General features: G+C 46.8%; 25 protein-coding genes. 9 read left to right on the plus strand and 16 right to left on the minus strand.

The features are described 5' to 3' along the window. Positions 1-17: 17 nt before the first annotated feature. The 9 genes from DESAL_RS06335 to DESAL_RS06375 all read right to left on the minus strand — a co-directional run bounded on the left by DESAL_RS06335 (position 18) and on the right by DESAL_RS06375 (position 9,115). The gene (locus DESAL_RS06335; protein WP_015851140.1) at positions 18-1,784 is read right to left on the minus strand and encodes an SH3 domain-containing protein; all 1,767 of its coding nucleotides are present in this window, start codon (positions 1,782-1,784) and stop codon (positions 18-20) included. Between the two features lie 216 nt (positions 1,785-2,000). Continuing rightward, the gene (uppS, locus tag DESAL_RS06340; protein ID WP_041721708.1) at positions 2,001-2,696 is read right to left on the minus strand and encodes a polyprenyl diphosphate synthase; all 696 of its coding nucleotides are present in this window, start codon (positions 2,694-2,696) and stop codon (positions 2,001-2,003) included. Between the two features lie 4 nt (positions 2,697-2,700). After that, positions 2,701-3,258: a ribosome recycling factor gene (frr, locus tag DESAL_RS06345; protein ID WP_015851142.1), complete on the minus strand. Its 558-nt coding sequence runs from the start codon at positions 3,256-3,258 to the stop codon at positions 2,701-2,703. A gap of 2 nt (positions 3,259-3,260) precedes the next feature. After that, the gene (gene pyrH, locus DESAL_RS06350) at positions 3,261-3,980 is read right to left on the minus strand and encodes a UMP kinase (RefSeq protein WP_015851143.1); all 720 of its coding nucleotides are present in this window, start codon (positions 3,978-3,980) and stop codon (positions 3,261-3,263) included. 437 nt (positions 3,981-4,417) lie between these two features. Beyond that, positions 4,418-5,038, minus strand: coding sequence for a translation elongation factor Ts (gene tsf / locus DESAL_RS06355; protein WP_015851144.1), 621 nt, complete (start codon positions 5,036-5,038; stop codon positions 4,418-4,420). A 2-nt stretch (positions 5,039-5,040) separates the two neighbouring features. After that, positions 5,041-5,820, minus strand: a complete 780-nt coding sequence (gene rpsB, locus DESAL_RS06360) for a 30S ribosomal protein S2 (protein ID WP_015851145.1) — start codon at positions 5,818-5,820, stop codon at positions 5,041-5,043. A gap of 154 nt (positions 5,821-5,974) precedes the next feature. Further along, complete coding sequence (locus DESAL_RS06365; protein WP_015851146.1) at positions 5,975-6,742, minus strand: fumarylacetoacetate hydrolase family protein; 768 nt, start codon at positions 6,740-6,742, stop codon at positions 5,975-5,977. An 83-nt stretch (positions 6,743-6,825) separates the two neighbouring features. After that, the gene (locus DESAL_RS06370) at positions 6,826-8,529 is read right to left on the minus strand and encodes a ribonuclease J (RefSeq protein WP_015851147.1); all 1,704 of its coding nucleotides are present in this window, start codon (positions 8,527-8,529) and stop codon (positions 6,826-6,828) included. Continuing rightward, positions 8,522-9,115 (minus strand): lysophospholipid acyltransferase family protein, encoded by a 594-nt coding sequence (locus DESAL_RS06375; RefSeq protein WP_245543792.1) that lies wholly within the window; start codon positions 9,113-9,115, stop codon positions 8,522-8,524. Before DESAL_RS06375 ends, DESAL_RS06370 begins: the two co-directional genes overlap by 8 nt. A 406-nt stretch (positions 9,116-9,521) precedes the next feature. On the opposite strand from DESAL_RS06375, the gene DESAL_RS06380 reads away from it, so the two are divergent. Beyond that, entirely contained in the window at positions 9,522-10,016 is a 495-nt protein-coding gene (locus DESAL_RS06380) for a bacteriohemerythrin (RefSeq protein WP_015851149.1), read from the plus strand. 94 nt (positions 10,017-10,110) lie between these two features. Here the strand turns inward: DESAL_RS06380 and katG are convergent, their stop codons facing one another. The 3 genes from katG to fusA all read right to left on the minus strand — a co-directional run bounded on the left by katG (position 10,111) and on the right by fusA (position 14,833). After that, complete coding sequence (gene katG, locus DESAL_RS06385; protein ID WP_015851150.1) at positions 10,111-12,294, minus strand: catalase/peroxidase HPI; 2,184 nt, start codon at positions 12,292-12,294, stop codon at positions 10,111-10,113. A 124-nt stretch (positions 12,295-12,418) separates the two neighbouring features. Further along, positions 12,419-12,583: a hypothetical protein gene (locus DESAL_RS20195; RefSeq protein ID WP_157046927.1), complete on the minus strand. Its 165-nt coding sequence runs from the start codon at positions 12,581-12,583 to the stop codon at positions 12,419-12,421. 186 nt (positions 12,584-12,769) lie between these two features. Further along, a complete protein-coding gene (fusA, locus tag DESAL_RS06390; RefSeq protein WP_015851151.1) occupies positions 12,770-14,833 on the minus strand; it encodes an elongation factor G in 2,064 nt (687 codons plus the stop codon). A 203-nt stretch (positions 14,834-15,036) separates the two neighbouring features. Here fusA and DESAL_RS06395 point away from each other — a divergent pair, with 203 nt between their 5' ends. The 6 genes from DESAL_RS06395 to DESAL_RS06420 all read left to right on the plus strand — a co-directional run bounded on the left by DESAL_RS06395 (position 15,037) and on the right by DESAL_RS06420 (position 19,546). Next, complete coding sequence (locus DESAL_RS06395; RefSeq protein WP_015851152.1) at positions 15,037-15,999, plus strand: ParB N-terminal domain-containing protein; 963 nt, start codon at positions 15,037-15,039, stop codon at positions 15,997-15,999. Between the two features lie 106 nt (positions 16,000-16,105). Continuing rightward, positions 16,106-17,206 carry an SPL family radical SAM protein gene (locus DESAL_RS06400; protein WP_015851153.1) on the plus strand — a complete coding sequence of 367 codons (1,101 nt, stop codon included), beginning with the start codon at positions 16,106-16,108 and terminating at the stop codon, positions 17,204-17,206. Positions 17,207-17,445: 239 nt separating this feature from the next. Beyond that, entirely contained in the window at positions 17,446-17,685 is a 240-nt protein-coding gene (locus DESAL_RS06405; protein WP_015851154.1) for a hypothetical protein, read from the plus strand. Between the two features lie 256 nt (positions 17,686-17,941). Next, entirely contained in the window at positions 17,942-18,223 is a 282-nt protein-coding gene (locus tag DESAL_RS06410; protein WP_015851155.1) for an SHOCT domain-containing protein, read from the plus strand. Between the two features lie 66 nt (positions 18,224-18,289). Then, positions 18,290-18,760 (plus strand): hypothetical protein, encoded by a 471-nt coding sequence (locus DESAL_RS06415; protein WP_015851156.1) that lies wholly within the window; start codon positions 18,290-18,292, stop codon positions 18,758-18,760. A gap of 162 nt (positions 18,761-18,922) precedes the next feature. Continuing rightward, positions 18,923-19,546 carry a pPIWI-associating nuclease domain-containing protein gene (locus DESAL_RS06420; RefSeq protein ID WP_015851157.1) on the plus strand — a complete coding sequence of 208 codons (624 nt, stop codon included), beginning with the start codon at positions 18,923-18,925 and terminating at the stop codon, positions 19,544-19,546. A gap of 68 nt (positions 19,547-19,614) precedes the next feature. Here DESAL_RS06420 and DESAL_RS06425 read toward each other — a convergent pair whose 3' ends face one another. The 3 genes from DESAL_RS06425 to panC all read right to left on the minus strand — a co-directional run bounded on the left by DESAL_RS06425 (position 19,615) and on the right by panC (position 22,421). Continuing rightward, complete coding sequence (locus DESAL_RS06425) at positions 19,615-20,139, minus strand: hypothetical protein (protein WP_015851158.1); 525 nt, start codon at positions 20,137-20,139, stop codon at positions 19,615-19,617. Positions 20,140-20,276: 137 nt separating this feature from the next. Further along, positions 20,277-21,446: a methionine adenosyltransferase gene (metK, locus tag DESAL_RS06430; protein ID WP_015851159.1), complete on the minus strand. Its 1,170-nt coding sequence runs from the start codon at positions 21,444-21,446 to the stop codon at positions 20,277-20,279. Between the two features lie 126 nt (positions 21,447-21,572). Continuing rightward, positions 21,573-22,421, minus strand: coding sequence for a pantoate--beta-alanine ligase (panC, locus tag DESAL_RS06435; RefSeq protein ID WP_015851160.1), 849 nt, complete (start codon positions 22,419-22,421; stop codon positions 21,573-21,575). Between the two features lie 207 nt (positions 22,422-22,628). On the opposite strand from panC, the gene DESAL_RS06440 reads away from it, so the two are divergent. Both DESAL_RS06440 and DESAL_RS06445 read left to right on the plus strand, forming a co-directional pair. Then, positions 22,629-23,222 carry a hypothetical protein gene (locus DESAL_RS06440; RefSeq protein ID WP_015851161.1) on the plus strand — a complete coding sequence of 198 codons (594 nt, stop codon included), beginning with the start codon at positions 22,629-22,631 and terminating at the stop codon, positions 23,220-23,222. A gap of 310 nt (positions 23,223-23,532) precedes the next feature. Then, positions 23,533-23,976 (plus strand): Lrp/AsnC family transcriptional regulator, encoded by a 444-nt coding sequence (locus tag DESAL_RS06445; protein ID WP_015851162.1) that lies wholly within the window; start codon positions 23,533-23,535, stop codon positions 23,974-23,976. Positions 23,977-23,979: 3 nt separating this feature from the next. On the opposite strand, the gene DESAL_RS06450 is transcribed toward DESAL_RS06445, so the two are convergent. Then, positions 23,980-24,153: a hypothetical protein gene (locus tag DESAL_RS06450; protein ID WP_342626820.1), complete on the minus strand. Its 174-nt coding sequence runs from the start codon at positions 24,151-24,153 to the stop codon at positions 23,980-23,982. Positions 24,154-24,406 lie beyond the last annotated feature (253 nt).

Genomic DNA, 24,406 nt, shown 5'->3' on the forward strand with positions numbered 1-24,406 from the left:
AAATCTCCTTATCTCAGTTAATCTAACATGTCTTCAGCCAAAGCAACAGAGGCAGCCTTCTTTTCAACTGTTTTAAATCCTTGAGCAGTCTGGCTGGCCATTTGATTTTTAAGTCGATTGCTCAGGTCCAGTTTGTTTTGGTAGTATGATTCCAGTAATGTAGTAATCTGAGTGTTTTTTCTACGTGCTGTCATGATGATTTTACTGATCTCTTTACCTTGCCCGCTTATAACAGCCGAGTTTTCTTCAATATATTCATAGTCAGCTTGAAAGTCCGAAAATAGGGTTCCAAGAGTTGTCAGATCTTCCTGAATTTCCATCAAGCGTGGCAAAGCTGTAAGTGCCCGAACGGGGTCGTTTTGAGCGTTGCCGATGATTGAGACGAGTTCTGCAGTAGCAAGGGCGATAACCCCGGCTTGCTTGGTTGCTTCTGCTGCCATAGGTCCGGCTTTTTCATCATAGGCATTAATAGCCCTGTCGATTCGCAGAATTACACTGTTGGCTTTGTCTATACTGAAATCATAAAGGGCATTAGATGCATGCAGGTTGTTTGAAAATGAATTGATAACCGAATCAAGTTTTTGGATCTGCTGGGCATTGAGATTCGAAAATTCAGCAGCTTCAGATTTAATCTTAGTTTCGAGAGCCCTGAGCATCTTGCCGTTTTGAGCTATTTTTACTGCTGCTCCTTCAATTGAGTCTGTCGGTTCATATGAAAGGTCCTTGATAAAGGCTTTGATGGATATCTTTTTCATTCCGGTAGTGCTTACACCTCTGGCAGTGTCCGCAGCTACTTTGTAGTTGTCATTCATTGCTACAACCGTTGCGCCCACCAGCGATTGCAGAGCACGTGTTTCATTCAAGGCTTGCAGCATTTGTTCACGGATTTCAACTGTCTTAGCTGCCAGTTCTTTACCGACGCTAACGCTTTTGAGAATTTCTTTGAGCTGGTCGTTGGAAGATTGCACAGGAACACCGCTTTTGTTTGGCGCCGTCCCTCCGCTGCCTCCAGTCAGTAGTGCCTGAGCAAAAGCTCCAAACAAGGCAGCTCCGGCGCTTTGCCCGCTGCTACTTTTCTTGACTGTGGTTTTTTTTCTGGTCCGGCTGCTGGTCCTGATTTTGTTTTTTTCGGTCTTAGGTTCGGCAATTAGGGAAGTCTTACTTTTCACGGGAGTCGGACAGGGGGCACCGGCATCTTCCGGAACAATCTTTCCTGAGATAGTTCTGGTTTCGGTTTTAGCTATAGGACTGAGGGGATCGGCTACACATACTTTTGTGGGAGCGTAGCCTTCGAAGTCTTCACCTTTGATTAAGTAAAAATTATTCTCAATCCCCATGATATCAAAGGTCGTTTGAGGTGAAATGATGCGAACGCTGGGAGAATTTATGCTAGGAGATTGGTAGACGACTGTCTTTTCTTTATTTCTTCCTCTCGTTCCGAGATAATTACCGAAATCCAGATTGATCAGCTTGTGGTAAATGAAACCGGGCTGACCGCTTCCATCCACGCGTTTAACCTTGTACCAGTTGCCGTTTTTGCCGATAAGCTCCACTTGTGTGTTTTTAGCAAGAATATCTACGATATCTGCCTTTGAAGATGAAACTTCCCGCACGTTGCTTTTTACAAGAGTGCTACCTGTTACGATTGGTGTTACAACAACGGTCTCAGTTCTTACTGTCGTTTGCACCGCATTATTTTGAGTGTTTTTTTTGGGAACACATCCCACTACAAGCAGGCAAGTTATCAAGCAGATTATCAGGCCGGAAAACAATCTTAATGACATGAAATACCTCCCTTTATTCATGTAAACGCGCAGGCTTTTAAGATATGAAAACTTAGCTGATTCTTAAAATCACTCCAGTTTATGGGTTGTTGTGTATTTTCTAGATAGAATAAGGCGGTTTACTTGATTTTGTCGATAAAAAAATAAATTTATAGGGAGATATTTTTCAGGAAGGAAAATAAAAAATCCCACAGAGTTATTCTCTGCGGGATTTGCTTATACTTGTTCACCGGTTTTGCCGAATCTTCTTTGCCGTCCGGCAAAATCAGCTAGGGCTTTATCCAGTTCTGCGGGAGTAAAGTCCGGCCAGTAGATGTCTGTGAAATATAATTCCGAGTAGGCGGCCTGATAGAGCAGGTAGTTTGATAAACGCTGCTCGCCGCTGGTGCGGATGATCAGGTCAGGATCAGGCTGTCCGGCAGTATACAGATACTTGGACAGGGATTCCTCAGTTATATCGTCTTCACTGACGCCTTCGGTTATCATTTTTTTGCAGGCCCGTACCAATTCATCCCGGCCAGAATAATTCAGAGCCAGATTGAGTGTCATGGACTTGCAGTTTTCCGTTTTTTTTATGGTGTGGGCAACAACCTGCTTCACGCCAAAGGGGAACTCAGAGAGTTCCCCCAATACTTTCAAGCGTATATCCTGCTCTCGCAGGCTGGACAGTTCTTTTTTGAGAAAGACTGTCAGCAGGTCGAAAAGCGTGCTGATTTCATCTTTCGGTCTGGCCCAGTTTTCCTTTGAAAAGGTGTACAGGGTCAGGTGTTCAATACCGAGTTCACGGCATCGGGTAACGATGTTTCGAGCAGCTTCTGTTCCGGCCCGGTGACCTTCACTGCGTGAAAGACCTCGGGCCTGTGCCCACCGTCCATTACCGTCCATAATAACGGCTATATGTCGGGGCATCATTATATTAGATTTCCAGAATTTCCTTTTCTTTCTCACCGCATGCAACGTCGCATTTTTTGACGTAACCATCAGTGATCTTCTGAACATCATCCTGAGCTTTGCGCTGTTCGTCTTCGGAGATATCCTTGTCTTTTTCAAGCTTTTTCAAGGTATCGTTCATGTCGCGACGAACGTTACGGATAGCGATCTTGGAATCTTCGGTGTACTTTTTAGCGATCTTAACCAGTTCCTTACGGCGTTCCTCGGTAAGAGGCGGAATGGCGATGCGCAGTACTTTACCGTCGTTAACGGGGTTCAAGCCGAGGTCGGACTGTTGCAGTGCTTTGTCGATAAGGGGAAAAGCACCTTTGTCCCAGGGCTGGATGGAGATGGTACGGGAATCCGGGATGGAAACGGATGCCAGCTGGTTAATGGGAGTGGGGGTTCCGTAGTAATCAACGGAAATATTATCCACCAGCGAAGTGGCCGCGCGACCTGTGCGCAGTTTTGCAAAATCGTTTTCCAAAGCGGTCAGTGCGCCTTCCATTCTTTTTTTGCCATCGGCAAGAACTTCATTAATCATTATTATCCTCCGTGAACAATTGTTCCGATCTGCTCACCTTTTACAACCCTTTCAATGTTTCCTTTTTCGAAAAGGTTGAAAACAATGATGGGCATGTTGTTGTCCATGGCCAGTGAAGTGGCGGTGGAGTCCATTACGCCCAGTCTCTTTTCCAGAGTTTCAAGGTAGGTGATAGATTCAAATTTAACAGCATCGTCATGCTTCATCGGGTCCTTATCGTAGACACCGTCCACTTTAGTCGCCTTGATGATAGCTTCGGTCTTAAGTTCCATGGCCCGAAGTGCTGCTGCAGTATCGGTAGTGAAATAAGGGTTACCGGTACCGGCTGCACAAATTACCACCCTGCCTTTTTCAAGGTGGCGTACGGCCCTGCGGCGGATGTAAGGCTCGGCTACAGCCTGCATGGGAATAGCAGACATTACTCGTGTATCGCATCCCAGCTTTTCAAGAGCATCCTGAACAGCAAGGGCGTTCATGATGGTTGCGAGCATTCCCATGTAGTCGGCGGAAGCGCGATCCATGCCTTTTGCAGAATCAGACATGCCGCGGAAAATATTACCGCCGCCGATGACCAGGGCGACCTGAAGTCCTTTCTTGGCAACCTCTGCAATTTCACCTGCGAACTGGCTGATTGCTGAAGGCTTAATACCGAACTGCTGGTCTCCTGCGAGTGCCTCACCGCTGAGTTTGATCATTACCCGTGAATAGCGCAATTTGTCCATAGTTTCTCCCGTTTTTCCGCGGATCTTGTCCGGTTATTAGTCGATAAGCAGGCCGGAAGTTCATTTCTGTGGCGCGGGAGGGGACTCCCTCCTGTTTCCGGCTGTATAAAAATCGTTGTTATCCGTTTCCGTTCAGTTGCCCGATGTTACCAGAAAATCCCGCTTCCGATAATCGATCGGGTGAAAATTGCCCCTTTAAAAAGCTCAAACCCATACGGCCATTACCGTATTGATTTGAGCTTAGAAAAATATCCACCGCTGAACTTCCTTCATGCTTATTCGCTGGATTCGCTGATGAAGGTCGGTTCGTTTTTGCGGTTTTCCGGTTCTATGAGGAACAATTGTTTTATGTTTCAAATTTACCCTTGGTAAGTGTGTGGCCGCTTGTTAAAAAACGGACAAAAAAAACGGGCCTTGCGGCCCGTTTTAATGAAGTCTTATTCGGCTTCGCTTTCTTCAGCGACTGCTTCCGCGAGGTTGATGCGGGCGAAGCGACCGATCTGCATGTTCTCGCCGAGAACTGCGATGGTGTCGTTGAGAAGATCTTTAATGGTCTTCTTGTCGTCCTTGATGAAGGGCTGCTCAAGAAGGCATACTTCTTTGTAGTATTTGTTGACACGGCCTTCAACAATCTTTTCAGCGATGTTTTCGGGCTTGCCTTCAGCGATAGCCTGCTGCTTGTAGATTTCTTTTTCTTTCTCAAGCATTTCCTGAGGCAGATCTTCGGGCTTTACACAAACAGGGCTGGTAGCTGCAACCTGCATTGCGAGGTCTTTGGACAGCTGGATGAACTGTTCAGCCTTAGCAACGAAGTCGGTTTCACACTTGAGTTCAACCATAGCAACGAGTTTGCCGTTGCTGTGGGTGTAAGTGCCAACCAGACCTTCACTGGTAGCGCGACCTGCTTTTTTAGCAGCCTTGGCGAGACCTTTTTCACGCAGGTATTTGATTGCGTTTTCTTCGTTGCCATCGCATTCAGCGAGAGCTTTTTTGCAATCCATCATTCCTACGCCGGTTTTCTCACGCAGGGCCTTAACCATCTGTGCGGTAATAGCCATGATTATTTTGCCTCCTGAGGAGTTTCTTCTTTAGCTTCAGTTTCTACAGCTTTCTCAGCAGCTTTGGTTTCTTCTGCTTCCATAGCTTTGTCTTCCTTGCGGCGAGCTGCGCCTTCGAGGCAAGCATCAGCCATGTGGGAAGCGAAGAGCTTGATGGCGCGGATAGCGTCATCGTTACCGGGAATGATGTAGTCAACCATATCGGGATCGCAGTTGGAGTCTACTACTGCAACTACGGGGATACCGAGTTTGCGGCATTCCTGAATAGCGATCTGCTCACGCTTGGGGTCGATGACGAAAGCAACAGCGGGTGCACCGTTAAGGTCTTTGATACCGCCGAGAGCGAGGTTAAGTTTTTTAACCTCACGACCCATCATTACGATTTCCTTTTTGGGGAAGCGTTTGATGGAACCGTCTTCGAACATTTCTTCGAGCTTTTTGAGGCGATCGATGCTTTTCTTGATGGTCTGAAAGTTGGTCAGAGTACCACCCATCCAGCGGTGAGTCACGTGGAACATGCCTGCGCGGGATGCTTCAGCAGCGATAGCTTCCTGAGCCTGACGCTTGGTACCGATGAAAAGAACTTTGCCGCCTTTAGCTACGTTGTCAGCGATGAAATCGTGAGCTTTGCGGAAAAGTTTAACAGTCTGCTGCAGATCCATAATGTGGATACCGTTACGTGCACCGAAAATGTAAGGGCGCATTTTGGGGTTCCAACGACGAGTCTGGTGACCGAAGTGAACGCCGGTCTCAAGCATCTGTTTCATAGTTACGTATGCCATAATTTCCTCCTGGGTTTTTCCTCCATTCCGGCGGTAATGAACCTGCAACCGCTGCAGGCACCCATATTGAGGCCGGAATGTGTGATTTGGCTACGCACCATTACGGGAATTAGCCTGAAAAGGCAACCCTTGGTGCGTTCTTTTTTGAAAATATTTACTGTACCGGAGTCTTCAGCGAATCATCGTCAACAACAGGGTTGCTGAGTTTGCCGATTCCTTCGATTTCCACTTCGACTCGGTCCCCTGCTTTAAGTGTGCCGATTCCCGGAGGGGTTCCGGTCAGGATCACGTCTCCGGGATTGAGAGTCATGTGGTGTGAAATATAGCTGACCAGTTCAGCAGGGCTGTGCTGCATGTCGGCAATGGTGCCTTCCTGCCGGACCTTATCATTAACTATAGTACGGATACCCAGACCGCTGACATCGATATCAGTTTCAATACAAGGCCCGATGGGTGCGAAAGTGTCAAATCCTTTGGCCCGGGTAAACAATGTGTCCTTGCGCTGGAAATCACGCGCAGTGACATCATTTGCACAGGAATACCCGAAGATCATCGGATCGACATCCTGCGGCTGAACGTTCTTTGTTGTCTGCCCCATGATGATGGCAAGTTCCCCTTCGTAATCCACCTGTTCTGAGATGGAAGGGATAACGATAGCATCGTTATTGCCCACAACAGCAGAGGGCGGCTTAAGGAAGATCATAGGTTCATCCGGGATTTCCATATCCAGTTCAGCTGCATGCGCCTTGTAGTTCAGGCCTACGCAGACAATTTTGGAAGGAACCACGATGGGCAGGATCACGCATTCCGAAGATGGAATCGGTATGGAACCGGGCTGACCGGTCACCAGACTCTTGAAATGTCCGTCTTCCAAAGTAGCGTAGAAAATCTTTTCACCATGTCTGATTCTGTAAACTTTCATTTAATCTCCCGGCATGATCTGATTCAGTCGCAAAAATAAAAATAGCACAAACGCGAAAAACAGCCAAACAGGTGTTGGTGTTTTTAGAGCACACATTTATCGCACTTGGCGTCGATATCCTTTTCTTCGTCCCCGGTAATGGAAATAACTAGCGGGATGACCACTGGATCGCGGCCTAGTACCTTGCGGAAAAAACGACGCAGGGCAGAGCGGATGCGTTCCTTGAGCTTGTTGGTGTGCCCCGGAGGTATGTTTTCAAAAACATCAAGCACAATGCACTTGGCATCTTCCAGCAGATGGGAATACTGCTGTTCAAAGACAAACCCTTTGGATGTAACTTCCGGACCCCTGAGGATTTCTCCGGTGTTAACATCGACAACCAATGCTACAATGACCAATCCTTCTCCGGCCAGCAGCTGGCGTTCTTTGAGTACTGTCTGTCCAACATCCCCAACTCCCTTGCCGTCCACGAGCGTGCACTGAACAGGCACGTTTTCTTCAAAACGGATGCCGTGCAGCAGGAAGGTTACTGGTTCACCGTCTTCAATAACTAAAGAGCGTTCGGGCGCGACTCCGGTTTCAACGGCCAGACGGGAATGTTTTATCAAATGTCTGTATTCACCGTGTACGGGAATAAAATATTTGGGGCGCACTGTTTCAAGCATGGTGCGCAGTTCTTCGCGATGTGCATGGCCGGATGCGTGAATACCCTGAACTTTTTCATAGAGGACTTCTGCGCCAAGCTTGTAAAGCCTGTTGATAACCCGGGTAATGGCTTTTGTGTTGCCGGGGATAAAACGCGAAGACATGAGTACAAGGTCGCCTTCTTTGATGGAAAGCTGGCGGTGGTCCCCGGTGGAAAGGCGTGAAAGAGAGGCCAGTGATTCGCCTTGAGATCCGGTTACCAGCAGTACTATTTCATCATCGCGATAATCGGGAAGGTCTTCGAGGTCGATGAGTGTACCGCCCGGAAAGCGCAGTTTGCCCAGATCTCGGGCCAGCTCGATATTGCGGGCCAAGGATTTTCCGCTGACCCCTACCTTGCGCTTGGATTCTACGGCAAGATCAAAAATTTCCTGCATGCGCTGAATATGGCTGGAGAAGAGAGTGACCAGAATACGGCCTTCTGCTTCAATGAAAAGGTCGCGCATGGTGTTCTTGATTTCATTTTCGGTGAGCGCATATCCGTCCTGCTCAACGTTGGTGGAATCAGAGAAAAGCAGTGTAACACCCGGCTCGGAAAATTTAGAAATGGCTTCAAGGTCGGTTGCGTGACCATCCAGCGGATTGCGGTCGATCTTGAAATCGCCAGTATGAATTACTCGTCCTACAGGTGTTTCAATTCCAAGAGCATATCCTTCAATGATGGAGTGGCAGACAGGGAAGAAATTGAATGCCATATCGCCCAGTTGTATCCGGTCGTGCGGGTTTACAACGCGCAGGTCAACATAGTCTTCAAGGTTATGTTCGCGAAGCTTGTTTTCCACCAATCCAAGGGTAAACTTTGAGCCGTAGACGGGTACATCTATATAAGGAAGCAGCCACGGCAGTGCACCTATATGGTCTTCATGTCCGTGAGTGAGCACGATACCTTTCAAGGTATCTTTCATGGTCAGGATATGATCAAAGCGGGGAATTGCTATGTCCACGCCGAAAAGAGCATCATCAGGAAAAATCAGACCGCAGTCGACTACCACAGCAGTTTCAGCAGTGCTGAGCATCATGCAATTCAGACCGATTTCGCCAAGGCCTCCGAGCGGACATACTGTAAGTTGAGGATCACTCATCTCTCAGCTCCGCGTAGGCTTTGCCCATTACTTCTTCGAGCTGTTCTTTGAGTTTGACGCGGTCACGGACTTTGTATTCTGAAATATCAATGGGCGGCAGGGCTTTGATTTTTACTTCCTGAAAAGGATTCATCCACAGGCTGTGTTTTTTGCAGACCCTGTTAACGCCGTACATTACCACCGGAGCGATGGGTTTCTGGCATTTAAGAGCCAGCACCATTCCGCCGGTTTTAAATTCCATAAGACCGTCTTTTTCCGGAGCGGGGTTACGGGTACCTTCCGGGAAGATGAGCGGGGAAAGGCCGCTGTTGGCTGTGTCAATTGCGTTCTGGATGTCGCGCATTCCCTGCCTGCGGTTTTCGCGGTCAATGGATATGTGCTTACCTGCAGTCATCGCGTGTCCGAAAACCGGGAAATCGAAAAGCTGTTTTTTTGCTACGAATTTAAATTGCCAAGGTGCAAGATATTTGAAGAGCAGGGGGATGTCGTAAAAGCTCTGGTGGTTAACCATGAAAACATAAGTTTCATTTTCATCGAGAGCGCTCAGGTCTACACGGTTTGTGCTGGCGCAAAGCCATGCAACCATTTTGCCCCAGTTTCGCTCACACCAGTGGCTGGTTTTCTGGGTGCGCCCAATAATAGCCACGATGGAAAAGAAAATAGTGGCCGGAAAAAAAACAAGATAAAAAAATAAGGTTCTAAGTAAGCTCACGATAGTAATTAAGGTTAAACTGTTTTGCGGGAAAATATATTGAAGGCCGCGGATTTCTGAATTCGGCCGACCAATCATTAATTAATAACAAATAAACCACCCATTAAGTAGTTTAATTTTTCCCGCTGGACAAGGGGAAAGGGAAAATAATGAAAATAGCAGTTTGTACGATATTTTCCATATGGACTGTGCCCTGCTCATGGGTAAATCGAACATAAAGTGTTTGAATTATTTTTCATATATGACATATTGAGGGTAATTTTTAGAAAGCGGAGTCTTTATGGATAATGAAAAGGTTTGTTTGTGGAAGGCTAAATATCTTTTGGACATTGACGAGGTTGATGCTCAGCATCAACATTATTTTTCAATATGTAGTAAGATTGTAAATCTTTGTGATTTGGTCCGATCCGACAAAGCGGTCCGTTTTGGACCTTTCATCGTTGCGATTTTTGAGTTGCGCAGCTATGCCTTTAAACATTTTCTTACAGAAGAAACTTTGCTTGCAAAGTATAAATATCCCGGGGCATTCTCTCATATCGAATTGCATGACCAATATTTAGAGTCAATCCGTGATTTTCATAAAAAAATTAAGATCTATCATGCTCAGGCTAATGCTTCGGTTGATAATGCATTTCTTGTCAAAGTAGAGGAAGTTGTCGAATTTGCATTAGGCTGGTGGGTGAAACATATTATGGAAGAAGATAGAAAATATGCTGATTTTATAAAGGAAGTCGGAAAGGAACAAGATAAAAATGAACGTTATTTAGGTGGTTGATAACTATAGCTGGATGAAATATTAGCTTAAAAAATAAGGTAGCGGCATTTCAAATAATGAAACGCCGCTTTTTGTGTCTACTAATTATGCTAAATCAAAAAATGCCCAGATTCATAACCTTATCCCATGCTGAGATGAAGTCGTTTACAAACTTCTCTCCCGAATCTTCACAACCATAAACTTCGGCAATGGCACGGAGTTGGGAATTGGCTCCGAAGATAAGGTCAATGCGGGTCGCGCTCCACTTTAACTCACCGCTTTCGCGGTCACGCCCTTCAAACAGTTCTGCGTCTTCGGAAGTCGATGTCCATACCGTATCCATATCGAGCAGGTTGCTGAAGAAGTCATTGTTCAGGCTTCCCGGTTTGTCTGTGAATACGCCGTGCTTTGAGCCATCAAAGTTTGCATCCAAAACACGCATTCCACCGATGAGCACGGTCATTTCAGGCGCGGTCAGGGTCATGAGCTGGGCTTTGTCTACAAGCAGCTCTTCCGGCGTAACTGAGTATTTTACTTTCTGGTAGTTGCGGAAGCCGTCAGCTGCAGGTTCGAGCACTGCAAATGAATGCACATCGGTCTGTTCCTGTGAAGCATCAGTGCGGCCCGGAGTGAACGGCACGGTCACATCAAATCCCGCATTTTTTGCACCTTGTTCAACAGCCGCACACCCGCCCAGTACGATCAGGTCGGCAAGAGATACCTTTTTATTGCCGGATTTGCTGTTGAAATGCTGTTGGATTTCTTCGAGCTTGTTCAGCAGTTCCGGCAGCTGCAACGGCTGGTTTACATACCAGTCCTTTTGGGGGGCAAGGCGGATTCGCGCACCGTTTGAACCTCCGCGTTTGTCGGAGTCACGATAGGTGGAAGCGGATGCCCATGCTGCGGATACCAGCTTCGAGATTGATAACCCCGATGCCAGAATTTTTGCTTTCAAGTCGGCAATTTCTGTGTTGTCGATCAATTCGTGATCAACTGCGGGGACCGGGTCCTGCCAGATGAGTTCTTCATCGGGAACCATAGACCCCAGATAACGAGCACGCGGACCCATGTCGCGGTGGGTCAGCTTGAACCATGCCCGAGCAAAAGCGTCCGCAAATTCTTCGGGGTTTTCATGGAAACGTTTGGCAATGGGCGCGTATATCGGGTCCATGCGCAGGGAAAGGTCTGCGGTGGTCATCATTGGAGGATGAGTCTTGGACGGATCATGTGCATCCGGCACAGCCTTTTTAGCTTCCGGGTCGGATGGGTGCCACTGCCATGCTCCGGCAGGACTTTTTTCAAGATTCCATTCATATCCGAACAGGGTATCAAAATAGCTGTTATCCCATTTGATTGGCGTCGGTGTCCATGCGCCTTCGATGCCGCTGGAAATGGTATCGCCACCCTTGCCGCTGCCGAATTTGCTTTTCCAGCCTAATCCTTGCTGTTCGATCGGTGCGCCTTCGGGGTCTGGCCCTACATTAGCTGCGTCCCCCGCTCCGTGGCATTTACCGAAAGTATGTCCACCTGCAACGAGAGCCACGGTTTCTTCGTCGTTCATGGCCATGCGGGCAAAAGTTTCACGCACATCCTTACCTGAAGCCACGGCATTGGGGTCGCCGTTAGGACCTTCGGGGTTCACATAGATCAATCCCATCTGAACTGCTGCCAGCGGGTTATCAAGTTTACGATCACCTGAGTAGCGGGTGTCACCGAGCCATGTGTCCTCGTCGCCCCAATAAATGTCTTCTTCCGGTTCCCAGATATCTTCACGGCCGCCAGCGAATCCAAAAGGCTTCAATCCCATGGATTCGATTGCGCAGTTTCCGGCAAAGATCATCAGGTCGGCCCATGAAATTTTGCGTCCGTATTTCTTCTTGATGGGCCAGAGCAGCCTGCGGGCTTTATCAAGGTTTACGTTGTCCGGCCAGCTGTTAAGAGGGGCTAGACGCTGGCTGCCCGATCCGGCTCCACCGCGCCCGTCACCGATGCGGTAGGTTCCGGCACTGTGCCATGCCATGCGGATGAAAAATGGACCGTAATGTCCGTAGTCGGCAGGCCACCAGTCCTGCGAGTCTGTCATTAGTTCGAATAGGTCTTTTTTGAGTGCTTCAAGGTCAAGCTTTTTGAATTCTTCAGCATAGTTGAAGTCTTTGCCCATAGGGTCGGATTTTGCTGAATGCTGGTGTAGGATATTGAGATTAAGCTGATTGGGCCACCAGTCTTTGTTGGATGTGCCGCTCCCGGCTACCTGGCTTGAAGTGCGTCCTGTTACCGGACATTTCTTTTCGTCACTCATGATTTTTATCTCCCGTTTGCGTGAGTTCGGAATTTTACGATTGCGACCACATTAGCATTTATTTGCAGTTTAAGTCACGGGAGATTTGGTGCTGTAGTTTTGTTAGGAATTTCGGAAATGGGTATTAATATATTTGAATTTCTTTTCTTCCGTCTTTTTCGATCACAACAACACTTGTTGCTTTTACGGAGAAAAGAGTCCGGTAGTCAGATTTTCCGTCATATGGTTCGAACTCTTCGTTCAATGCACCCAAAGCGGTTGCCAGACCATCAATTCTTCCTGCATTCACTCAATATCATACCATTTTTCCCGTACATGCATGTAGAGCGGAACGTACCCCGTAAGGGCTATCAATATACCGAGAAGAAAGGCTGCGATTGTTTTATTCATAGTTTCTTTTATGGCTTATAAGTTAAAAAAGGCCGGGACACATGTCCCGGCCTAAGTAGTTCAACCATAGTAAATAGATGCGGGTTTATTCGTCCTTACCCGCAATGTATTCTTCGATGACCTTTTCCGCGATCGGCGGCGGGCATTCTTCGTAATGGGACATTTCCATGGTGAAAGTTCCCTGACCACCGGTCATGGAGCGCAGGTCCGGTGCGTACTTGAGGATTTCAGACATGGGCACGTGGGCCTTAACCTCGGTCACTCCTGCGGTGGAGTCGGAACCGAGCACCTTACCGCGGCGGGAGGAAAGGTCACCGATGATGTCTCCCATGAATTCATCCGGTACTTCGACCACGACGTTCATCAGCGGCTCAAGCAAGGCAACTCCGGCCTGTTCGCAGGCTTTCTTGAAAGCCATTGAACCGGCAACCTTGAATGCCATTTCCGAGGAGTCAACGGAATGGTAGGAGCCATCGTAAAGGGTGACTTTGAAATCAATGATCGGGGAACCGGAGAGAAAGCCCTTCTGAGCTGCTTCCTGAACACCCTTATCTACAGCGGGGATGTACTGCTTGGGAATAACACCACCTACAATGCTGTTGACGAATTCATAGCCGTCACCCTTGGTCTGAGGTTCAAGTTTGATCCAGCAGTCACCGAACTGTCCGCGTCCGCCGGACTGCTTCTTGAAACGTCCCTGAACTTCAGCAAAACCTTTGATGGTTTCACGGTAGGGAACTTTGGGTGCGTTAAGCACGATTTCAGCCTTGTAGCGGCGCTTTGCTTTCTCAACGGAGATTTCAATATGGTTCTGGCCCATACCGGAAAGCAGGATGTCGCCGGTTTCCTCGTCACGGGAAAGACTGAGGTTAACGTCTTCGGCAAGCAGCTTCTGGATAGCCTGAAAGACCTTATCTTCATCGCCTTTTTCTGCCGGAGAAAGGGCGAAGGTGATCAGCTGCGGAGCCAGGTGCGGTTTTTCAAGGGTAAACTTGTTGTGGTCATCGCAGAGAGTGTCACCGGTAAAAGTTTCCTTAAGCTTGGCAAGGGTGATGATTGCACCGGGGCCAGCAGGATTTTTGAGCGGCTTCTGTTCCTTGCCGACCATAAGCTGGATATTACCCATTCTTTCCTTAGAGCCGGTATTGGTATTGGTCAGGGTCAGGTCGCCGCTGACGGTTCCGGAGAGAACGCGGCAGATGGTCAGCTGTCCGGCAAAGGGGTCGGCAATGGTTTTGAATACAAAGCAGGCAACAGGGCCGTCTGCGGAAGATTCACGGGTTGCACCGTCTTCACCCTGCCACTCGGGATGGTCAAGTGGGGAGGGCAGATAGGTCTGGATCATATCCAGCAGGAAGGAGCCACCTTTATTTTCCAGTGCGGAACCAACGCATACCGGGAACAGGCTGCGGTTTTTTACACCTGCGGTGAGTCCTTTTGCGATTTCTTCAGGAGCAAGTTCACCTTCTTCCAGATATTTTTCCATGAGATCTTCATCACTTTCCGCGATGTTTTCAATCATGGTTTCGCGCAGAACTTCTACTTCGTCTGCGATATCGGCGGGGATATCACCCTTGGTAACCTTTCCGTTCTCTTCGAACAGATAGGCCTGACCGGAGAGCATATCCACTACGCCCTTGAAATTTTCCTTGATTCCGATTGGATAATGCAGCAGTACGGGGCTGATGCCGAGAGAAGAGTTTAGGCTATCGAATGCAGAATCGAAATCTGCACGGTCTCGGTCCATCTTATTGATGAAAATAACAGTGGGGAGGTTTGCTTTTTCAACTGCTGCCCATGCTTTGCGCGAAAGGGGCTTGACTCCGTCCACGGCGTCAATGGTAAAGACAACGCCGTCGGACGCGGCTAGAGAGTAGGGCAGGTCTCCGCAAAAGTTTGCATCACCCGGAGTGTCGATAAGAAAGTGGTCATTTTTGTCCCACTTGTATCCGGCAAAACCGGACTGGATGGAACCGCGGCGCTTAATTTCTTCAGGTTCGGTATCGAGGGCGGTGGTGCCTTCCTCAATTTTACCGAGTCTGTCGATCACACCGGCATTAAAAAGAATCATCTCGGCGGTAGAGGTTTTGCCACAACCGCCGTGGCCCACAAGTGCAAAAGTCCTTTGGTTTTGTAAAGCTTCAGACATTCAACAACTCCGTTTCTCTGAATGTTCACAGCCGGGACCTGACGACCCGGCCAGTACAGGTCTAAAGGTGCAACTTATAATTCTTCCTAATAATCCCTATAGGTATAGCCCTGCTAACATGTCAAGCGTAGATAATTAATTAAATATCGTGCATAAACAATAATTGAGCACGACCTTATTCCGTTTTTCGGAGGTTAAATAAATTGAGTAATCCCAGTGTTTGCAACCTTTCCCCGGCAGATGTCGACTGTTCCGGTCCCTGGCTTCTGCACCCTGAATCCCCGGCTGAAAAACTTATCCCCTCGCTGAAAAAGCACGGACAGCTCGTTCCGGTGCTGGCAGTCGAAGAATCCGGTAAAACTCTCCTTGTTGCAGGCAGAGCAAGGGTTGCTGCCGCTTCAAAGCTTGGTATGGATGTTCTGGTGCGTTATATAGATGCAGCTGATGATACTGAAAAAGCCGTGTTACATCTTGAGGAAAACAGCGCTCGTTTAACAGACGAATCGCTTAAGTTGTCGGCAGTGCGTTTTTTTGCCGCACGTATGGACGTGGCTGAGCTTCCCAAAACAGTTGCCCCTTTGCTTGGCATTAAGCCCAAATCAAGGGATATGAAATTCTGGCTCGATTGGATGGAGCTTGAGCCTGAATATGATGAATTGCTAAGGCGTGGACACATTCCGTTGGCGGCGGTCTCAGTGCTGATTAAACTTGGTGAAACAGACCGTGCTGCGCTGGTTCGTTTTTTTGAAAAGCTAAGTTGGTCCCGTTCCAATGCGGTTAACTTTCTTACTTGGCTCTACGAGACCTCCCGCCGCGAGAACAAATCCGTTGTTGAATTGATTTCCGCTCCCGCATTTCCCGCATTTGAATCAGCGGGGGAAAGTGAATCTCCCAAGGATGCGGTTACCCGTTTTTGTAAGGCCGCAAAGGAATTGCGCTATCCCACTCTGAGCGAATTGGAAAAGGTTCATAATAAGATAGTTTCTGAAATTTGCGCCGGAACCAAATGGCGTGTTGAGCCTGTTGGCAGCTTCGAGACCGGGGAAGTCTTGATTCAGACCCGTTTTAAGAGTCGCGAGATGATGCAGAAAGCAATGGAAGATCTTGAGTCAATCGCCAAATTCAGTGGCTGGGAAGATCTGTTTGAATTGGGGCGCGATAAGTAAATAAATCAAAACGGCGAAGCCTTAATAAAAGTTTTTGGGATTCTTAAACCCTTTTTACAAAAAGGGTTTAAGGCTCCCGGCAGGGCCGCCGGAGGCATAATTATACATGGATAATGAAATCGTACTTCCCGATCATCTTAAGGGAATTGAAAAAATATATATTGATCGCAGCATGCAAAAGGTACCGCTTACCGAGCGGGTGCTTTCACGCATGCCCGACCTCCCGGTAGAGGTTGTGGACCCGGAGAATTTCCCGCATGGGGAACTGGGTGGAAAGCAGTCCCTGTATCTTAAAGAGTACAAGGGTAAATTTTTGCGGTTTTGTCCCGGCACCCGTTACTACCATTGCTGCGGATACCGGATCATTCATATCGGTGAGGGCTGTCCTATGGCTTGCTCTTACTGTATTTTGCAGGCTTACTTTCAGGACAATGTGCTTAAAGTCTGGGCCAACCAGAATGATCTGTTCGATGAGCTGGGCAAGGCTTTTTCTGCGGATATTTCAACCCGTTACCGTGTCGGTACCGGGGAATTCACTGATTCCCTCGCCCTTGAAGCGGTCACCGGATACAGCCGCGATCTGGTAGAATTTCTTGGCGATTATCCCAACGTCTGTTTGGAGCTTAAGTCCAAGATCATCGATCTTTCATGGATGGACGTGGTCAAGAGAACCGACCGTCTGCTTCCGGCTTGGTCCCTCAATGCTCCGTTTGTTAATGAGCATGAGGAATTTGGTGTATCTACCCTAAAAGAGCGTCTTGAAGCTGCCCGCACCTGTGCCGAAGCAGGTTTCCGGGTTTGTCTCCATTTTGATCCGATTATCCGCTTTGACGGTTGGCGTGAAGGCTATGCGGAAATCATAGATATGATTTTTGATTACGTGAAGCCGGAGCAGATCGCTTATTTCAGCCTTGGCTCATTCAGGCATATGCCGCACCTAAAGCCTATTATTGAGCAGAATTTTCCGGAAACAACTTACATTTTCGATGAATTCATCACCGGTAATGATAACAAGATGCGACTGCTGCGGCCCCTGCGTCTGCGCCAGTTTAAGTTTATCGTAGACCGTCTGCGCAAGCATGGTATGGATAAGCAGCTCTACTTCTGCATGGAGTCTACCGAAAACTGGCAGGATGTGTTCGGCTACACCCCCAAGGATCTGGGTGGACTTGGAAAGCATCTTATGAAACAGGCTTTTAACGATTAAAAGTGTTTAATACCGTTTTTATCTAAAACCCCGCAGCACCTAGTGTTGCGGGGTTTTTGTTTTGCACAAAAGATTAGGCCTGCACATGAATGGATTTAATAGTGCAAGTTCTTGCATTTATTTATATTAAGTTAAAATTAACAGAGTCTTAAGTGCTTCTCTAATCCGTGCTGATTAAACATTTTTTTGTTTCTGGCATGCAGTATGTAATTCTATTCACAAAAATCGCGAGGTTTAGAATGGAATTCTACAATGTTGCAGTTGATGTTTTAGGCGTGCTTTTTTCTGATGGCATGGCAGGAACCGTATTTTGGATTCTGACTGTGCAGTTAATTTTTGCAGTTATCATCATCTGGATTGCGATTCGTTCTCTTCGTAAATCAGCAGGTGCTTCCGAATTTTCCACGGCTTTCTACGTTAAGAAGAAACGCTATGGGATTAATGTGATGGATGACAGACCTTACGATTATCTGAAATAGTTGTGGGGGAAATATAATGTTTACACTGAATGAGCTTTTTGCTTTTGTTTGTATTATGTTTTTTGCATATCATGCCCTGTTTGGCGGGTCATAATCTGCTTTTGATCAGGCTTTGTGCAAGTTCTTGTTGTTCATTTGTGAAGCGAAATGCACATTTGTCAGATGTTGAAATTGTAATTTGTTATATTTACTACTTATATCTCATGGCACGAGTTATGCTTTTAGCTTAGTAAAATTAAAAGAATGAGGTAAGGACATGGAATTTATCAGTGCATTAAGCAGTTGGTGTAGCGGGTCAGGGTTCGGTCATGGTGCCGGATATGGCATGAGTGGTATGAGTGGCTGGATGCCTTTTCACTTTGGCGGAATATTACAGCTCGTAGTAATCGGGTTGATCATTTATTTTACCGTGCGCATGTTTCGTAAACCGGATACCGGTCCCAGTGCGCCTTCCGCTCAGGATATTTTGAAGAGGCGTTACGCTTCCGGCGAGATTGACGAGGAAACTTACATTCGCATGAAGAATGAATTGAAGTAAGGAATAAACTAGTTTGATTAGCTGTTAAACTTGGTGTAATAACTCAATTAAAGGGGGATTACACCAATGTCCTTACAAGATTATAAAGATCGCATTGATCGCTTGCAGAAAGGGCTGGGAAAAGCCTTTACTGAAAATCCTTTTATCCTGAATATTCCGGGCAAATCCATCGCATTAAAGGTGGACCCTTATTATTATGTGGCCTTTGAGCCTGCTTTTTCCGAAAACTTGAGCCGTTTCGGGGTCATGCTGCCCAAAAATGTGCGCGATACTTTGGTGCGTACCGGTAATTTGGTAACAGATCATGAAACCCGCAACCCGATCATTAAAATCCGCATGAAGTGGAATGACCGTTCATATGCTATGAATGTCTGCTTTGTGGAATCCGGTTTCATTGACCAAGCCTTGAAAATTTATGGCGGAGTCAAAGAGGAAGTCGGATTATCCGAAATCCGCATTCTTGAATCCGAGCGCGAAAGATTGGAAGAGTTCTTTGGTGAGCGGACGCTTTTGAAGAGTGTGGCGTTTGTGGAGTAGGGTGTTTTTAAATAGAGTGTGTTACGAATATTAAATAATATTTTTACATAGTTGTTGTTTGCAAAGCCGTACCATTTATATGGTGCGGCTTTTTTGCGCTTTACAAGTGGATTTAAAGTCTTATTAAATAGGATTATTTATTTTCAAAATTTGAGGGTTCTTATGTGTGCAAAAATGATTACGTTTGACTCAAGTGCTCGTGAAAAGTTGAAAGCAGGGGTTCGCGACCTCATTACAAAAGATAGACTTGCTGAGGCAATAAAATCACTTTTAGGAAAGACAGAACATACAAAACAAACCAGAAGAATAGATTATAGAGAATTGGTTGATGACGGATGTATTAATGTTCTTACGAAGATGAACCCTGAGTTAGTACAACAATATTTGGGAGCTGCTCAAGCGGCCGCAGGAAATAATGTGGATAAGACGAGACATACTTTAGTTTCATTGCGAACTATGTGGGAACAGATTTTGAGCAAAATTGCTCCTCCTGCAAAATCATTGGAATGGCTAAAGCGAGAAGGAAAAGCTTCTAAGGATTTTATTTATATAAAAGATGGAGAGGAAAGAGCGACTAAGTTAGGGCGGTTGCTATATGCCTTCCGCAAGTGTTTATCACATGATATGATTTCAGCGGTTAAGAACCAAGTTAAAACTATAAAATGCTATTTGGATCAATTGAATAGAGTGCATAAGTCCGTTCTTAATTTTGCTAAGGATAAATTAAAAAAGTTCTTTTTGTTAGGAAATACCCAATTAAATAGTTTGCGATTACTCTTTGTGTAGTTCAAGAAAAAGCCCGCCAGAGCTAACGCTCAGGCGGGCTTTTCAAATTCATATCACCAAAAAAATTACTACTTACGAGTCTGGCTCTTGGGGCATGTGTCCTCAAGGTAACAGACTTCACAGCCACCGGAGTACGGGAAGGGAGTGAATACTGCGTACTGGCGGTTTACGGTACCTTCCTGATTCCAGGTAAGTCCGAGGGATTCGAATGCCTTGAGCACTTCTTCACCCGGCTTGGGCAGCGGTGCACATTTACCTTCTTCCAGCTGCGGAATCAGAGACTGTGCAGCGGACATTACGAGGGTGATAGCGAGGTTGTGGTGTGCAAGACCTTCAGTGGGGGTTTCCTGCCAGATCTCCTCTACGGAATCCTCAACTTCCTTCTCAAGGTAGAGCAGCAGGAAGTCGGTACCTTTGGCGTCATCAGGCTGTTTAAGAGTATAAGCCTTGAGGTGGGGCAGCCATTCGTTCCAGTATTTTTCGAGGCTTTCCATGAGGGAATGCTCGATGCGGGTGGAACCGTTCAGTTCTGCAAAATAAAAAATATTAAAATCCGGATTCGGCTTTGCTTCAACAATTTTAAAAGCGCTCATATTTATATCTCCTGACTTGCTGTTCTGGTTGGTGAACAGTTTCTTTACATGCTTCCGCGGATTGCCTCAAGTGTAAAAAGAACCCCCGGAAACCAGAAGGTTTCCGGGGGTGAATAAACTGAGTGATTCAGTGCTGCTTAGATTTTGCAAGCAGTTCTGAGATCGTCTACAGCGTCGGTGCGTTCCCAAGTGAAGTTGGGGTTGTTGCGACCGAAGTGTCCGTAACAAGCGGAGGGCTTGTAGATGGGACGACGAAGGTCGAGACGCTCGGAGATGTACCAGGGGCGCAGGTCGAATACTTCCTTGACTGCTTTGGTCAGGGTTTCATCGGAAACTTCACCGGTACCGTGGGAGGTAGCCAGAACGGATACGGGCTCTGCAACACCGATTGCGTAAGCAACCTGAACTTCAGCGCGCTCGGCAAGGCCGGCAGCTACGATGTTCTTTGCGATGTAACGTGCCATGTATGCGCCGGAACGGTCAACTTTGGACGGGTCCTTACCGGAGAAAGCACCACCACCGTGGTTACCCATACCGCCGTAAGTGTCGTTGATGATCTTACGACCGGTCAGACCGCAATCACCCATGGGGCCGCCGATTACGAAACGACCGGTGGTGTTAATGTAGATTTTAGTAGCATCGTCGATCATTTCTGCGGGCAGGGAAGCCAGCACAACTTCACGCTTGATGTCTTCGTAAATCTGTCCCTGCTCAATGCCGTCATCGTGCTGTGCAGCGATAACAACGTCAGCAATGCGGACGGGTTTGCCATCGAGGTATTCGAAAGCAACTTCGGTCTTTCCGTCAGGACGGAGGTAATCGAGAGTTGCGTCCTTGCGAACTTCAGTCAGTTTGCGGGACAGCTTGTGAGCGTAGTAGATAGGAGCAGGCATGAGTGCTTCAGTTTCTTTGCATGCGAAACCGAACATCATACCCTGGTCGCCGGCACCCTGGCTTTCAGGAGTGTTGCGGTCAACACCCTGAGCGATATCTACAGACTGCTTATCAATAGAAGAGATAACAGCACAAGTATCAGCGTCGAAACCCATATCAGAGTGAACGTAGCCGATTTCACGGATGGTGTCGCGAACGATTTGCTGAAAGTCTGCGTAACCAGTGGTGGAAATTTCACCTGCGATGAATGCCATACCGGTTGTTACCAGTGTTTCGCATGCTACGCGGGCATCTTTATCCTGAGCGAGAATGGCGTCAAGAATTGAGTCGGAAATCTGGTCAGCCACTTTATCGGGGTGACCTTCGGTTACTGATTCAGAGGTAAAAAAGTACTTGCCTTTGCTGCTGATCATTTAAAAGTTCCTCCTGGAATTAATTGGCGGGGGAAATGTAGTTCGAGACCATTTCTCGATAACTCCCCGAAATATATAGCACATAATCACTATATAAATAAATTTGCATATAAGAATGAAGACACCTTACACTTTTATAAGCAAATTGTCTATCAATCTTGCGTTGCCAAGTTGTATTGCTACCGCACAAAGTGCAGAATCGCCTACATTTTTAAGGATATTGATGTTTTCGGGGTGTACAATTTCGATATAATCAACCCGGCCGGTCGGAATTGTTTCTGCATAGAATTCAACAAGGTCGGATTTAAGCTTAGCCGCGTCAGACTCTCCGGCTGTTACCCAGTCTCGCATTTTCTGCAATCCTTTCTGGATATTGGGTGCAACGGATTTTTCATCTTCGGTGAGGTAAACGTTGCGAGAGCTTAGGGCCAGTCCTGATTCTTCGCGCACTATCTCGTGCCCCTGCACATCGACCGGAATATTCAGGTCGCGGACCATTCTTTTAATTATCGCCAGCTGTTGCCAGTCTTTTTGACCGAATACAGCTACATGCGGCTGTGCGGTCATGAATAGTTTTGTGACTACCGTGGCAACTCCCCTGAAATGTATGGGGCGGGATTTTCCGCAGAGGTTTGTTGCCAGATCGGGGACTTCCACCCAAGTGGAGTGGTCTTCAAAATACATGTCGTCGCGTATCGGAGTGAAGAGAATATCTACGCCGCGTTTTTCGGCAAGTTCGGAGTCCCGTTCCAGATTATGGGGATAAGCGTCAAGGTCTTCGTTTTCGCCAAACTGAGTGGGGTTAACGAAGAGGCTGACGATGAGCACGTCACATTGTTTGCGGGCTGCATCCATGAGGCTTAAATGGCCTTCATGAAAATAACCCATGGTCGGTACAAGGCCTATCTTTTTGCCTTCAGCGCGGAGCATGAGGCACAAGTTCTGAAGTTCTTGCGGATTACTGATTGTTTCCATTTTATGAACCCTGATAATTGGTTTTTCAGCCTGTGGCTTTCATTAATATAATATGGAAGGCTGGGAAATCCGTTTACGCTGATCAATACCTGCTGTCTATAACATATGGGGGAAATTGTTGTCGATTCATGCTTAATTATGATTTAATTTCTACTGACATTTTTAATGCTTTAAATTTTGGCGTGTTAACTGAGGAGGATTAGTCTCTTGCCTAGGTGGACTATTTTTTACGCAATTGGCGGAATCATCTTTTTGGCCGTTATTTGGTGTCTGGTACCGAATCCCGAATTGTTGGTGTCGATTCTCGTGAGATTTTTTGCTTTTGGGATCGCTGTGTTTATTTCAGTTAGATTTCGGGAGTGGAAGATACTCTTTCTTGCCGCAATGTTTCTTTTGATGGCTTTAAGACAGGTGCTTACGTTTTTAATTTGGACGAATGAGTTGCAGAGGGGGCCTTTGGTAAATGCTTTGAGTGAGTTACCCGGGTTTGTTGTTACCATTCTTTCGCTAGTATCTATTCTTTATCTTGGCAGTCTTCTAAACAAGAATGCGAAATTGTTAGAATTGAAAGATGCAAATATCCGCACTTTGAATAGCTTACTGCCTATGTGTTCCAAGTGCAGGAAAATTAAGGATGACGATGGATATTGGAATGACCTGGAAGCGTACATTGAAAGTAATACAGATTCTCAGTTCAGCCACGGCTTATGTGAGAAGTGTTCCGATGAGTTGTACGGTGATCAGGAATGGTATCAGAAGAGTAAAGCAAAACGCAGGCAAATGGCTAAAAATAAATCTTAATCGGGATCATCTGGTGCGATTATTTTAAAAGGCCGCACAGCAGGTTTGTCTGCAAAAGGGGATGAAAGCTTCTTGTGTGCTTGTGCTGCTGTGCGGCCTTGCTTTCAGAACTTAATCGCCCGGGAAGGTCGAAGTGAAAAGTCCTGCGGGATGTTGGAAGTGAATCCAATCTACTCCCTTTTAAGTTTTGTTTGCAAATAGTTTTCGCATATGAGTAAAATTTTCAAAAAATGTGCACTGGTTTGACTTTATCTGCGTGAGGTGTGAAGTATGTGTTTGATACAAACCTGTAATTGCAAAGAGTTTGCATATGATAAAACTTGATGATGTGGATAGGCAGATAGTTGCTGCGCTTCAGGAGAATGGAAGAATTTCAAATAAAGAAGTTGCTGAGTTGGTTAATCTAACCCACTCAAGCTGTTCCCGCCGGATAGCTCGTTTGGAAAAAGAGGGTATTATCGTAGGGTACCGTGCCCTGACTGATCGTCTTAAGCTTGGATATTCCGTGCGGGCGTACTGCGGGGTGTTTCGTGACGCAAGTGTCGGCTGGGCAGAGCTTGCTGAAGAATTGGCTAAGATTGAAGGGGTGGTCAGTGTCTACGCAGTTTCCGGCAATGTTGATATTATGGTCGAGATTGTTGCACGTGATATGCAGCACTATTCATCTGTGGTGATGAAAGAGTTTGCCAATACCAAGGGAGTCAGTGCCACCCGGAGTACGTTTGTTCTGGAGGAGGTTAAGTCTATCTACTAGAGATCAATCATTGTCCCGATTGCGCACGTCATCACGCCACTTCATAAGCGGTGCACAACATCCTAAGCCTTCGAAAAGCTGACGTTTTGCGTCCTCTCCTTCATTGGGATCGCTCATCAACAGACAAACGTAGCGGTTCATGGATTCATCCCAGAAAAGATCCGGGCATCTTCTCATATATCCGTATTTACGGTGTGAAACTTCACATTGATCGGAAATGCAGCACTATCCGCATCCTACACATGGTTTACCGGACAATTTTCATGCCCCCTCTGCGGTCAGCATGTGACACATTAACGGTATGAAATAAACGGACTTTTACTGCCCGGATATACGATAAGTTCATTAAAAAAATCCTGAAAAAGTGGGCAGTATTGCTGTTGCGGTGCTAATTGATATCCGAACACTATGTCCGGCAAGCATAAAATGC

Origin of the sequence: Maridesulfovibrio salexigens DSM 2638, assembly GCF_000023445.1 — a bacterium.
In the GTDB taxonomy this organism is placed as follows: Bacteria; Desulfobacterota; Desulfovibrionia; order Desulfovibrionales; family Desulfovibrionaceae; genus Maridesulfovibrio; species Maridesulfovibrio salexigens.

Coding starts and splice junctions, on each gene's coding strand:
- katG (WP_015851150.1), bottom strand. CDS start 12,294: ATGAGTGACGAAAAGAAATGTCCGGTAACAGGACGCACTTCAAGCCAG.
- DESAL_RS06445 (WP_015851162.1), top strand. CDS start 23,533: ATGATAAAACTTGATGATGTGGATAGGCAGATAGTTGCTGCGCTTCAG.
- DESAL_RS06410 (WP_015851155.1), top strand. CDS start 17,942: ATGGAATTTATCAGTGCATTAAGCAGTTGGTGTAGCGGGTCAGGGTTC.
- DESAL_RS06400 (WP_015851153.1), top strand. CDS start 16,106: ATGGATAATGAAATCGTACTTCCCGATCATCTTAAGGGAATTGAAAAA.
- DESAL_RS06370 (WP_015851147.1), bottom strand. CDS start 8,529: ATGAGTGATCCTCAACTTACAGTATGTCCGCTCGGAGGCCTTGGCGAA.
- panC (WP_015851160.1), bottom strand. CDS start 22,421: ATGGAAACAATCAGTAATCCGCAAGAACTTCAGAACTTGTGCCTCATG.
- frr (WP_015851142.1), bottom strand. CDS start 3,258: ATGATTAATGAAGTTCTTGCCGATGGCAAAAAAAGAATGGAAGGCGCA.
- DESAL_RS06405 (WP_015851154.1), top strand. CDS start 17,446: ATGGAATTCTACAATGTTGCAGTTGATGTTTTAGGCGTGCTTTTTTCT.
- DESAL_RS06415 (WP_015851156.1), top strand. CDS start 18,290: ATGTCCTTACAAGATTATAAAGATCGCATTGATCGCTTGCAGAAAGGG.
- DESAL_RS06425 (WP_015851158.1), bottom strand. CDS start 20,139: ATGAGCGCTTTTAAAATTGTTGAAGCAAAGCCGAATCCGGATTTTAAT.
- DESAL_RS06365 (WP_015851146.1), bottom strand. CDS start 6,742: ATGAAAGTTTACAGAATCAGACATGGTGAAAAGATTTTCTACGCTACT.
- tsf (WP_015851144.1), bottom strand. CDS start 5,038: ATGGCTATTACCGCACAGATGGTTAAGGCCCTGCGTGAGAAAACCGGC.
- uppS (WP_041721708.1), bottom strand. CDS start 2,696: ATGATGCCCCGACATATAGCCGTTATTATGGACGGTAATGGACGGTGG.
- DESAL_RS06450 (WP_342626820.1), bottom strand. CDS start 24,153: ATGAGAAGATGCCCGGATCTTTTCTGGGATGAATCCATGAACCGCTAC.
- DESAL_RS06335 (WP_015851140.1), bottom strand. CDS start 1,784: ATGTCATTAAGATTGTTTTCCGGCCTGATAATCTGCTTGATAACTTGC.
- pyrH (WP_015851143.1), bottom strand. CDS start 3,980: ATGGACAAATTGCGCTATTCACGGGTAATGATCAAACTCAGCGGTGAG.
- DESAL_RS06420 (WP_015851157.1), top strand. CDS start 18,923: ATGTGTGCAAAAATGATTACGTTTGACTCAAGTGCTCGTGAAAAGTTG.
- DESAL_RS06380 (WP_015851149.1), top strand. CDS start 9,522: ATGGATAATGAAAAGGTTTGTTTGTGGAAGGCTAAATATCTTTTGGAC.
- rpsB (WP_015851145.1), bottom strand. CDS start 5,820: ATGGCATACGTAACTATGAAACAGATGCTTGAGACCGGCGTTCACTTC.
- fusA (WP_015851151.1), bottom strand. CDS start 14,833: ATGTCTGAAGCTTTACAAAACCAAAGGACTTTTGCACTTGTGGGCCAC.
- metK (WP_015851159.1), bottom strand. CDS start 21,446: ATGATCAGCAGCAAAGGCAAGTACTTTTTTACCTCTGAATCAGTAACC.
- DESAL_RS06375 (WP_245543792.1), bottom strand. CDS start 9,115: ATGGTTGCATGGCTTTGCGCCAGCACAAACCGTGTAGACCTGAGCGCT.